General features: G+C 73.0%; 10 protein-coding genes. 8 read left to right on the plus strand and 2 right to left on the minus strand.

Translation table 11 applies throughout. The annotated features are described in order from the left end of the window. Positions 1 to 216 precede the first annotated feature (216 nt). Positions 217 to 387, plus strand: coding sequence for a hypothetical protein (locus AB0C02_RS10740; protein WP_357543433.1), 171 nt, complete (start codon positions 217 to 219; stop codon positions 385 to 387). Positions 388 to 605: 218 nt separating this feature from the next. Beyond that, a complete protein-coding gene (locus AB0C02_RS10745; RefSeq protein ID WP_357543435.1) occupies positions 606 to 1,922 on the plus strand; it encodes an MATE family efflux transporter in 1,317 nt (438 codons plus the stop codon). 12 nt (positions 1,923 to 1,934) lie between these two features. On the opposite strand, the gene AB0C02_RS10750 is transcribed toward AB0C02_RS10745, so the two are convergent. Further along, on the minus strand, positions 1,935 to 2,954 hold the full coding sequence (locus AB0C02_RS10750) for a hypothetical protein (RefSeq protein ID WP_357543437.1): 1,020 nt from the start codon (positions 2,952 to 2,954) through the stop codon (positions 1,935 to 1,937). Between the two features lie 16 nt (positions 2,955 to 2,970). Further along, positions 2,971 to 3,270: a hypothetical protein gene (locus AB0C02_RS10755; RefSeq protein ID WP_357543439.1), complete on the minus strand. Its 300-nt coding sequence runs from the start codon at positions 3,268 to 3,270 to the stop codon at positions 2,971 to 2,973. A gap of 204 nt (positions 3,271 to 3,474) precedes the next feature. On the opposite strand from AB0C02_RS10755, the gene truB reads away from it, so the two are divergent. The 6 genes from truB (at position 3,475) to dapB (ending at position 10,748) form a co-directional block, all read left to right on the plus strand. Then, a complete protein-coding gene (truB, locus tag AB0C02_RS10760) occupies positions 3,475 to 4,359 on the plus strand; it encodes a tRNA pseudouridine(55) synthase TruB (protein WP_357543441.1) in 885 nt (294 codons plus the stop codon). A gap of 32 nt (positions 4,360 to 4,391) precedes the next feature. Next, positions 4,392 to 5,318, plus strand: coding sequence for a bifunctional riboflavin kinase/FAD synthetase (locus tag AB0C02_RS10765; protein ID WP_357543443.1), 927 nt, complete (start codon positions 4,392 to 4,394; stop codon positions 5,316 to 5,318). A 239-nt stretch (positions 5,319 to 5,557) separates the two neighbouring features. Next, positions 5,558 to 5,827 (plus strand): 30S ribosomal protein S15, encoded by a 270-nt coding sequence (rpsO, locus tag AB0C02_RS10770; protein ID WP_357543445.1) that lies wholly within the window; start codon positions 5,558 to 5,560, stop codon positions 5,825 to 5,827. Between the two features lie 219 nt (positions 5,828 to 6,046). Beyond that, a complete protein-coding gene (locus tag AB0C02_RS10775) occupies positions 6,047 to 8,410 on the plus strand; it encodes a polyribonucleotide nucleotidyltransferase (protein ID WP_357543447.1) in 2,364 nt (787 codons plus the stop codon). Positions 8,411 to 8,553: 143 nt separating this feature from the next. Continuing rightward, positions 8,554 to 9,927 carry a pitrilysin family protein gene (locus tag AB0C02_RS10780; protein WP_357543449.1) on the plus strand — a complete coding sequence of 458 codons (1,374 nt, stop codon included), beginning with the start codon at positions 8,554 to 8,556 and terminating at the stop codon, positions 9,925 to 9,927. A 47-nt stretch (positions 9,928 to 9,974) separates the two neighbouring features. Continuing rightward, positions 9,975 to 10,748 (plus strand): 4-hydroxy-tetrahydrodipicolinate reductase, encoded by a 774-nt coding sequence (gene dapB / locus AB0C02_RS10785; protein ID WP_357543451.1) that lies wholly within the window; start codon positions 9,975 to 9,977, stop codon positions 10,746 to 10,748. The last annotated feature ends 60 nt before the right edge of the window (positions 10,749 to 10,808 follow it).

Raw genomic sequence — 10,808 nt, forward strand, 5'->3', positions numbered from 1 at the left:
AGTGAACGTTAATTTGGGTTTGGGCCGGCGCTTCGGCGCTGGTCACGGGCGGTGGCGCCCACACCCCGGTGCCGCCGCTCTCCAGGGTCAGACCGACCCGGGCTCACGCTGCCAGGCGAGCCGCTCCGGTGATCCCGGACCGCCGCCCCGGCGTCCAGCAGGACGACGACTTCAGGCCGCGGCGCGGCATCAGACGCGCCGAGCTGGAGTTCTCGGATGACGCCCAGGGCCACCCAGTGCGCGGTGGTCCGCACCCTGGAAGGAACTCCCATGGCCACCAAGCGCAAGCCGCGTACCGACACCACCGCCACCGCCCCCACCGCCCCCACCGACGCGCGCGAGCAGCTGCGCCGCGCACTGCAAACCTCGATGGACACCCGCCAGTAACGACCACCGCTTCTCCCGCGACCGCCAACCTCGTCGATCATGAGGTTGGCGGCGATGTGGATCTACGAAACCGCCGCCAACCTCATGATCGACGGTCGCCCCACCGTGCGACGTTGGCAGACCGTGCCGGCCGGGGTTGGCGGGCCTGGCCCGGGAGCCTGGGGTAAGTGATCTGGCGGCTTGCGCTCCTTACGGCTGGCGTGCCAGGATCGGCCGCGATGAGCCAGACCACCGCCGCTACGGCGTCGCCCAGCCGGATCGCCGCGCTCGCCCTGCCGGCCCTCGTCGTGCTCGCCGCCGAGCCGCTCTACGTCCTGGTCGACACGGCAGTCGTCGGCCACCTGGGCCGCGTGCCGCTCGCCGCGCTCGCCGTCGGCGGCACGGTGCTGACCCTCACCGCCTGGCTCGGCACCGTCGTCGCGTACGGCACCACGGGGCGGTCCGCCCGGCGGTTCGGCTCCGGGGACCGAGCCGCTGCGGTGGCCGAGGGGGTCCAGTCGTCCTGGCTCGCCCTGAGCGTCGGCGTGCTGGTGGCCCTCGCCATGCAGGTCGGCGGCGGCTGGCTGGCGCGTACCCTCGTCGGCGGTCCCGGCGAGGTGGCCGACGCCGCCGCCGGATGGCTGCGGGTCGCGGCGCTCGGCGCGCCCGGCCTGCTGCTGGCCGCCGCCGGCAACGGCTGGCTGCGCGGCATCCAGGACACCCGACGTCCGCTGCTCTTCGTGCTCGCCCCCAACCTGCTCTCCGCGCTGCTCTGCCCGCTGCTCGTCTACCCGGCCGGCCTCGGCCTGGTCGGCTCGGCGGTGGCGAACGCGGTCGCGCAGACCATCTCCGGCGGTCTGTTCGCGGCGGCGCTGATGCGGGAGAGGATCTCGCTCCGCCCCCGGCCGCGGCTGATCCGGCAGCAACTCGTGCTCAGCCGCGACCTGCTCGTCCGGGGTGTCGCCTTCCAGGCGAGTTTCCTGTCCGCGACCGCCGTCGCCGCTCGGTTCGGCGCCGCCGCGGTCGGCGCCCACCAGATCGCCGTACAGCTGTGGTTCTTCACCGCGCTGGTGCTGGACGCCCTCGCGATCGCCGCGCAGGCGCTGATCGGCGCGGCGCTCGGCGCCGGCGACGCGGCCGGTGCCCGCGCCCTGGCCCGCCGGATCGCCCTGCTCGGCGGGGCCTGCGGCGTGGCCTTCGCGGTGCTCATCGCCGCCGGCGCCGGCCTGGTGCCGTCCTGGTTCAGCTCCGATCCACAGGTACGCGACCAGGCAATGGTCGCCTGGCCGTGGTTCGTCGCGCTCCAGCCGATCGGCGGGGTGGTCTTCGCCCTCGACGGCGTGCTGATCGGCGCCGGGGACGTCCGCTACCTGCGCAACCTCACCATCGTGGCGGCGCTGGGCGGCTTCCTGCCGGCCATCTGGCTGGCCTACGGGCTCGACCTCGGGCTGGGTGGCATCTGGGCCGGGCTGACGCTGTTCGTGGCGCTCCGGCTGGTCGCGTTGCTGCTGCGGCTGCGCTCCGGCGGCTGGGCGGTGGTCGGCGCGGTCCGCTGACCACCGCCGCGCTCAGCAGGACTCGCCGTCGCCCGGCCGCCAGCCCGGGTCGTAGACGTCGCCGGCCGGCCCCGGCTTCGGCCGCCGCCCGATCATGGTGCGGTCGTAGTCCTCCAGTGCGAGGTAGCTCTGCTTGAGCGCGTCGCAGGGCGCGTTGGCGACGGTCACCTCGGCCGAGTCGATCCAGAGCCCCCGGGACGAGGCGCGGACGTCGTCCGGGTGGGGGAACTGCCAGACCACCTCGTCGCGTACGGTCACCAGCTCGGCGCCGGGCGGGTGCTTCTGCGCCTGCCACAGATCGAACGAGTAGACCCAGATGTACCGGGTGGTGATGGCCAGCACCCGGATGCCGTCGTCCGCGGTCGTGGCGGTGTATTCGATGGTGCCACGGGCGCGGATGCCGTCCTTGTGTACCAAGTCGGGGTCGGCGTCGGGCTGGATTCGGGTGGCGTAGCCGAGGCCGGCGCCCCGGGCCAGGTCGTCGGCGACCCCGGCCCGTGCGTCGGGGGCGAGCCGGTCGAGGAACGCCTGCGGATCGCCGTACAGCATGGCGGTGCGCAGCCGGCCCTCGACCAGGGCGGCCCGTACGGCGTCGAGCGCATCGCCGACCTGCTTCGCGGTGAACGGGCCGACCGCCCGAGCGGTCGGCAGGACGATCGCCTGCTCGCCCTCGGCGAAGTGCTCGGCGGGCGTGTCGAGGTAGACGCCCAGGGTGTTGCCGTCGGCGTCGACCTGCCGGGGCGGCGCCGTCGGGCCGTACCGCCACGCCACCTCGCCGTGGTTCACCTTGTCGACAAAGCGCCAGCCGGTGGTGCCGAGGAGACCGAGGAAGCCGACGACCAGCAGCAGGCCGACGGCAGCGAGCAGCTTCCCGCTGTGCCGCGCCCAGCCGAGGTGCAGCCGCTCCTGCCGGGTCAGTTCGTGTTCCTGCACCGGATGGCGCATCCAGTCGGGCACCTTGATCGCCTCGTGGGAGGCGAACATCTCGTCGAAGCGGCGCGGCGGCTCAGGGTACTGCTGGTCGTCGGTCATTCCCGATCCTGTGGTGTCACATCTCGCGGTTAGTGATCTTGTGGAACAGGTATAGGGTGCCGACCACCAATAGCGTGGCCATCACCCCGACGATCACGAAGGACGCGATCGCGGAGACCACCGGGTGGCGCTCGCTGAACCGGCTCCGGCCCTGCCACGCCCAGAGCCGGTGCCGGATCGCCCGTAGGGCCGGCACCCGGTCGACGAATTCAGAGAGACGGCGGCCCAGGGTGCGGCGCGGTGGCTCCGGGTTGCGCATCCAGTCAGGCAGGTCGACCCGGGCGCGGTGCTGATGCGACGGGGGCGGGTTGGTCAAAGCGGACTCCCGGGGGGTGAGGGGTCCGGGGAGTCTGCCGTATCGGACGGCGCGGGCGCGACCCTGTTCCGGGCTCTATTCAGCAACTGCTCGGGGTGCCCCAGGGTGCGGTCGGGGTCGAAGACCGCACCGGGGTCGGGTCCTCGGGCCCGTGCCGTGCCCTCCCACGGCCGGCCGGACCGGCGTCTGGCAGGCTTTGCGGTCGTGAGCACAGATGGTCTGATCGTGGTCGACAAGCCGGGCGGAATGACGTCCCACGACGTGGTGGCGCGGATCCGGCGGTTGGCGCGTACCCGCCGGGTGGGGCACGGGGGCACGCTGGACCCGATGGCCACCGGGGTGCTGGTGATCGGGGTGGGACGGGCCACCCGGCTGCTCACCTACGTGATCGGCGCCGGCAAGAGCTACACCGCGACGATCCGGCTCGGCCAGGCCACCGTTACCGACGACGCCGAGGGCGACGTGATCGCCACCACGGCGACCACCGGGGTCACCGACGACGCGATCCGCGTCGCGCTGGCCGCCCAGACCGGTGAGATCGATCAGGTGCCCAGCGCGGTCAGCGCCATCAAGATCAACGGCCAGCGGGCGTACAAGCGGGTCCGCGAGGGGGAGACCGTCGAGCTGCCCGCCCGCCGGGTCACCATCTCCCGGCTGGACGTCCTGGCGGTCCGCCGGGACACCCCGGACGTGGTGGACGTGGACGTGGACGTGACCTGCTCGTCCGGGACGTACATCCGGGCCATCGCCCGGGACGCGGGCCTGGCGCTCGGGGTCGGCGGCCACCTGACCGCGCTGCGCCGCACCGCCGTGGGCGGCTTCACCCTGGCCGAAGCGGCCACCCTCGACACGCTGGAGCAACGCGCCCCCGACGTGGTCAACCTGCCGCTGGCCGCGGCCGCCGACCGGTTCTTCCCGCGCCGGGACGCCACCGGCGACGAGGCGAAGGTCCTCGCCCACGGCGGCCCGCTCGACACGGCCGGCATCGCCGGCCCGTACGCCGTCTTCGGACCGGACGGCGGGTTGATCGCTATCGTCAGCGAGCGGGACGGGCGGGCCCGCGCGGAGATCGTGCTGGCCCCGGCCTGACGGCGGCGGCGAGCAGGGGAGGAGATCGATACATGCAGCGGTGGCGGGGGTACGAGGCGGCACCCGGCGGCTGGGGGCGCTCGGTGGTCACCATCGGCGTCTTCGACGGGGTGCACAAGGGGCACCAGGCCACCATCGGTCACGCCGTGACGCGCGCCCGCGAGCTGGGCGTCAGGTCGGTGGTGGTGACCTTCGACCCGCACCCGGCCGAGGTGGTCCGCCCCGGCTCGCATCCCGCGGTGCTCACCGAGCCGGCCCGCAAGGCGGAACTGATCGAGGCGCTCGGCGTCGACGTGCTCTGTGTGGTGCCGTTCACCCCGGAGTTCTCCCGGCTGCCGGCCGAGGCGTTCGTGCACGACGTCCTGGTCGAGCACCTGCACGCCGCGCTGGTGGTGGTCGGCGACAACTTCCGGTTCGGGCACAAGGCGGCCGGCGACGTGGCCCTGCTGGAGCGGCTGGGCCGCACCTTCGGCTTCGGGGTGGAGGGCGCCCCGCTGGTCGCCGAGGCGGGGACGGTCTTCTCCTCCACGTACATCCGCTCCTGCGTCGACGCGGGCGACGTCGCCGCGGCGGCCGCCGCGCTCGGGCGTCCACACCGGGTCGAGGGCGTGGTGGTCCGCGGTGACCAGCGCGGACGTGAGCTGGGTTACCCCACCGCCAACCTGCTCACCCACCGGCACGCGGCGGTCCCCGCCGACGGGGTGTACGCCGCCCGGCTGGTGCGTCGCGGGCGGGAACCCCTCGCGGCGGCCGTTTCCGTCGGCACCAACCCGACCTTCTCCGGCCGGGAGCGCCGGGTGGAGGCGTACGTGCTCGACTTCTCCGGCGACCTGTACGGCGAGCGACTGGCCCTGGACTTCGTGGCGCACCTGCGGGAACAGCGGACGTACGACTCGATCGAGCCGTTGGTGGCGCAGATCGCCGAGGACGTGGACCGAACCCGCCGGGCGCTCGGCTGAGCCCGCAGGACGGGCCCCGGCGGCCCCGGGCACGGCCGGCGCGCCGTCCTTCAGCGGCCGGCGCGCCGCCCTTCACCGGGCGGTTCCCGACCGGGCTGGTAGTCTGGCGGGGACGTCGGCTGACCGACGTGGGGCCTCGCGTGCCTGCACGACGCCGCGGGCGCGAGGACCGGTCCGATCCCCGGTTGCTTCGACCGATCCGACGGACCTCATCGAACGACCCACGAAACAGGGAGAATATGGCGCTCGACCAGGAAGCCAAGGCCAAGATCCGCGCGGAGTACGCGACCGTCGAGGGCGACACCGGTTCGCCGGAGGTGCAGGTCGCGGTCCTCACCAAGCGGATCGCCGAGCTCACCGAGCACCTGAAGGTGCACAAGCACGACCACCACAGCCGCCGTGGGCTGCTGCTGCTGGTCGGCCGTCGCCGTCGGCTGCTCAACTACGTCCAGAAGAAGGACATCAACCGCTACCGGTCGCTCATCGAGCGGCTCGGCCTGCGCCGGTGACCTGACGGGGGAGTGGCCTTCGGCCGCTCCCCCTTCCGGTACCACTGAAGAACCGGGCCACACGACCACCTGAGAGGGAGCCGGTCGGCGTACCGGTCTCCGGTAGTGGCCCCCGGGCACCCCGGCATTCGCCGGTCACCCGGGCGCTTCGATCGAAGACCGGCCGTCTGAGCAGCTCCCGCGTCGTGGGCCCCCGATGCGAAGGAGCATTGCCGCACCATGACCGAGAACCGACTCGGCACCGAATCCCGTACCGCCACGATCGACAACGGGTCCTTCGGCACCCGTGAGATCACCTTCTCCACCGGCCGGCTGGCCCGCCAGGCCGCCGGCTCCGTCATCGCCCAGCTGGGCGAGACGGTGGTCCTCTCCGCCACGACCGCCGGTAAGCAGCCGAAGGAGCAGTTCGACTTCTTCCCGCTGACCGTGGACGTCGAGGAGCGGATGTACGCCGCGGGCCGCATCCCCGGCTCGTTCTTCCGCCGCGAGGGCCGGCCCAGCGAGGACGCCATCCTCACCTGCCGGCTGATCGACCGACCGCTGCGCCCGTCCTTCGTCAAGGGCCTGCGCAACGAGGTCCAGGTCGTCGAGACCGTCCTCGCGCTCGATCCGCAGCACCCGTACGACGTCGTGGCCATCAACGCCGCCTCGATGTCGACCAAGCTCTCCGGCCTGCCGTTCTCCGGCCCGATCGGGGCCACCCGGATGGCGCACGTCGACGGCCAGTGGGTCGCCTTCCCGACCCACGAGGAGCTGGAGCGGGCCACCTTCGACATGGTGGTGGCCGGTCGGGCCCTGCCGGACGGCGACGTCGCGATCATGATGGTCGAGGCCGAGGCCACCAACCACACCGTGGCGCTGGTCGCCGGCGGTGCCCCCGCCCCGACCGAGGAGGTCGTCGCCAGCGGTCTGGAGGCCGCCAAGCCGGCCATCCGCGAGCTGTGCCGGGCGCAGAGCGAGCTGGCCGAGGTGGCCGCCAAGCCGGTCGCCGAGTTCCCCGTCTTCCTGGACTACCAGGACGACGCGTACGAGGCGGTCGCCGACGTGGCCCGCGCCGAGGTCGCCGAGGCCCTGAAGATCGCCGGCAAGCACGACCGCGAGGAGGCCCTGGACCGGGTCAAGGCCAAGGTCGTCGAGGAGCTCGGCCCGCGCTTCGAGGGCCGGGAGAAGGAGCTGTCCGCCGCCTTCCGGTCGCTGACCAAGTCCGAGGTCCGCAGCCGGGTGCTGCGCGAGCAGGTCCGCATCGACGGCCGCGGCCCGCGCGACATCCGCCCGCTGACCGCCGAGGTCGGCGTGCTGCCGCGGGTGCACGGCTCGGCGCTCTTCGAGCGCGGCGAGACCCAGATCCTGGGCGTCACCACGCTGAACATGCTGCGCATGGAGCAGTCGCTGGACACCCTCTCCCCGGAGAAGTCCAAGCGTTACATGCACAACTACAACTTCCCGCCGTACTCCACCGGTGAGACCGGCCGGGTCGGCTCGCCGAAGCGGCGCGAGATCGGCCACGGCGCCCTCGCGGAGCGGGCGCTCATCCCGGTGCTGCCGTCGCGCGAGGAGTTCCCGTACGCGATCCGGCAGGTCTCCGAGGCGCTCGGCTCCAACGGCTCCACCTCGATGGGTTCGGTCTGCGCCTCGACGCTGGGCCTGCTGTCGGCCGGTGTGCCGCTGAAGGCCCCGGTCGCCGGCATCGCCATGGGCCTCATCTCCGACGAGGTCGAGGGCAAGACCCGGTACGTGACGCTGACCGACATCCTCGGCGCCGAGGACGCGTTCGGCGACATGGACTTCAAGGTCGCCGGCACCCGGGACTTCGTCACCGCGCTGCAGCTCGACACCAAGCTCGACGGCATCCCGTCGGACGTGCTGGCCGCCGCGCTTCAGCAGGCGCACGAGGCCCGGCAGACCATCCTCGACGTGATGCAGTCGGCGATCGAGGCCCCGGCCACGATGAGCGACTACGCGCCGCGGGTCACCACCGTCAAGATCCCGGTCGACAAGATCGGCATGGTGATCGGCCCGAAGGGCCAGACCATCAACGCCATCCAGGACGAGACCGGCGCCGAGATCTCCATCGAGGACGACGGCACCATCTACGTCGGTGCGACCAACGGCCCGTCGGCCCAGGCCGCGGTCGAGCGGATCAACGCGATCGCCAACCCGACGCTGCCGAAGGTCGGCGACCGGTTCCTCGGCACCGTGGTGAAGACCGCCGCGTTCGGCGCCTTCGTCTCGCTGCTCCCGGGCCGCGACGGCCTGCTGCACATCTCCAAGGTGGGCGACGGCAAGCGGGTCGAGAAGGTCGAGGACTTCCTCAACGTCGGCGACAAGGTCGAGGTGGAGATCGCCGACATCGACCAGCGCGGCAAGATCTACCTGGACAAGGTCCGCCCGGAGGGCGCCGAGGCGCCGGCCGCCGCTGAGGGCGCCGCCGAGCGTCCGGCCAGCCGGGACCGGGGCGACCGTGGCCCGCGCGACCGGGGCGACCGCGAGCGCGGCAGCCGTGGCCCGGAGCGGGGCGAGGGCGGCGAGGGCGGCGAGGGCGGCGGCGACTCCCGCCCGCGTCGCCGGACCCGGCACAGCTGATTTACGACGGCAAGACGGCCGGGCGACGCCGACGCGTCGCCCGGCCGTGCCGGATTTCCGCACCATCCCACCCCTCGTCGAACTGAAGGCAGGCTTTCGTGAGTCGGACCTGGCGCGCGCCCTTTCCTGCGGATCGACGGGGGGTGGCGCCGTCCGGCGCCGTCCGCCACGCCGCCGGGGGCACCCGGTCCGCCGGCGGGTCGACCCGCGCGGTCACTCGTACGCTGAGCGACGACCCGCTGGGCGGGACCGTGCGTCGTACCGTCCTGCCCAGCGGTTTGCGGGTGCTCACCGAGGCGATCCCGGCCATGCGCAGCGTCTCCTTCGGCATCTGGGTGGCCGTCGGCTCCCGCGATGAGACGGGTCCGCAGGGCGGCGCCGCGCACTTCCTGGAGCACCTGCTCTTCAAGGGCACCCGGAAGCGCAGCGCGCTGGACATCTCCTCGGCGATCGAGGCGGTGGGCGGCGAGACCAACGCCTTCACCACCAAGGAATACACCTGCTACTACGCCCGCGTGCTGGACGAGGACCTGCCGCTGGCCATCGACGTCATGTGCGATCTGGTCGCCGACTCGGTGCTCAACGACGCCGACGTGGAAACCGAGCGTGGCGTGATCCTCGAAGAGATCGCCATGCACGACGACGAGCCGGGCGACGAGGTGCACGACCTGTTCGCCCGGGCCGTCTACGGCGACCATCCCCTCGGCCGGCTGATCTCCGGCACCGAGGAGACCGTCACCCCGATGACCCGCCGGCAGATCCAGAGCTTCTACCGCCGCCGGTACACCCCGCCGGAGATCGTCATCGCCGCCGCCGGCAACCTGGACCACGCCGCCGTGGTCAAGCAGGTCCGGCAGGTGCTGCGCGGCACCCCGCTGGACACCGACCCGGCGGCGCCGGCTTCGCACCGGGCGGCCGCCCCGGCGGTACGCACGAAGCCCGCCGCCACCCTGGTGGAGCCGAAGGAGACCGAGCAGGCGCACGTGATCCTCGGCTGCCCCGGCATCGACCGCACCGACGAGCGGCGCTTCGCCCTCGGGGTGCTCAACAACGTGCTCGGCGGCGGCATGTCGAGCCGGCTGTTCCAGGAGATCCGCGAGCAGCGCGGGCTGGCGTACTCGGTCTACTCGTACGCCAGCCAGTACGCCGACAGCGGGCTGTTCGCCGTCTACGCCGGCTGCGCCCCGGGCAAGGTGGACGAGGTGCTGGAGCTCACCCGGGCCGAGCTGGCCCGGGTGGCCGCCGAGGGGATCACCGGGGCTGAGCTGGCCCGGGGCAAGGGGATGAGCAAGGGCTCGTTCGTCCTCGGCCTGGAGGACACCGGCTCCCGGATGAGCCGACTGGCCAAGGGTGAACTGCTCTACGGCAACCTGATGCCGGTGGACGAGCTGCTCGCCCGGGTCGACGCGGTGACCCTGGACGACGTGAACGCCCTCGCCGCCGAGCTGCTCGGCCGGCCGATGTCCCTCGCCGTGGTCGGCCCGTTCGACCAGTCCGCCTTCGCGGCGTCCCGCTGACCGGTCCCGAGGCGTGACGGCGTCCCGATTGGGATAGGTTGTGCCCCGTGACTGACGAGCAGGAGAAGAACCCGGTCGAGCCGATCCGGGTCGGCGTGCTGGGCGCCCGTGGCCGGATGGGTGTGGAGGTCTGCAAGGCCGTCGACGCCGCCGCCGACATGGACCTGGTGGCGATGGTCGACCAGGGGGACGGGCTGTTCCCCGCCGCCGACGCCAGCGCCGAAGTGGTCGTCGACTTCACCACCCCCGACGTCGTCATGGACAACCTGCACTGGTGCATCGAGCAGGGCATCCACGCGGTGGTGGGCACCACCGGCTTCACCGGGCAGCGCCTCGACCGGGTGCGTGGCTGGCTGGCGCGTAGGCCCGGGGTGGGCGTGGTCATCGCCCCCAACTTCGGCATCGGCGCGGTGCTGATGATGCAGTTCGCCGCCCGCGCGGCCCGGCACTTCGAGTCGGTCGAGATCGTCGAGCAGCACCACCCGCGCAAGCTTGACGCGCCCAGTGGCACCGCCACTCACACCGCGCGGCTGATCGCCCAGGCCCGGGCCGAGGCCGGTCTCGGCCCCGCGCCGGACGCCACCAAGGACGAGGTGCCGGGCGCCCGGGGCGCCGACATCGACGGCGTACGCGTGCACGCGGTGCGCGCCACCGGCCTGGTCGCCCACCAGGAGGTCCTGTTCGGCACCACCGGTGAGACGCTGACCATCCGGCACGACTCGTACGACCGGGTCTCGTTCATGCCGGGCGTGCTGCTCGCCGTGCGGGCGGTGCGCAACCGCCCGGGTCTCACCGTCGGCCTGGACGCCCTGCTCGACTGAGCCGGCCCGCCCCGCGGCGGCGCTCCGGCGGCGTGCCCGCCGGGAACCCGGTCGTCATCC

It is taken from the genome of Micromonospora sp. NPDC048999 (assembly GCF_040649295.1).
Lineage (GTDB): Bacteria > Actinomycetota > Actinomycetes > Mycobacteriales > Micromonosporaceae > Micromonospora.

Bases quoted from the DNA above. Each gene is read 5' to 3' on its own strand.
- AB0C02_RS10775 (WP_357543447.1), top strand. From the start codon at position 6,047: ATGACCGAGAACCGACTCGGCACCGAATCCCGTACCGCCACGATCGAC.
- AB0C02_RS10740 (WP_357543433.1), top strand. From the start codon at position 217: ATGACGCCCAGGGCCACCCAGTGCGCGGTGGTCCGCACCCTGGAAGGA.
- AB0C02_RS10765 (WP_357543443.1), top strand. From the start codon at position 4,392: ATGCAGCGGTGGCGGGGGTACGAGGCGGCACCCGGCGGCTGGGGGCGC.
- AB0C02_RS10750 (WP_357543437.1), bottom strand. From the start codon at position 2,954: ATGACCGACGACCAGCAGTACCCTGAGCCGCCGCGCCGCTTCGACGAG.
- rpsO (WP_357543445.1), top strand. From the start codon at position 5,558: ATGGCGCTCGACCAGGAAGCCAAGGCCAAGATCCGCGCGGAGTACGCG.
- AB0C02_RS10745 (WP_357543435.1), top strand. From the start codon at position 606: ATGAGCCAGACCACCGCCGCTACGGCGTCGCCCAGCCGGATCGCCGCG.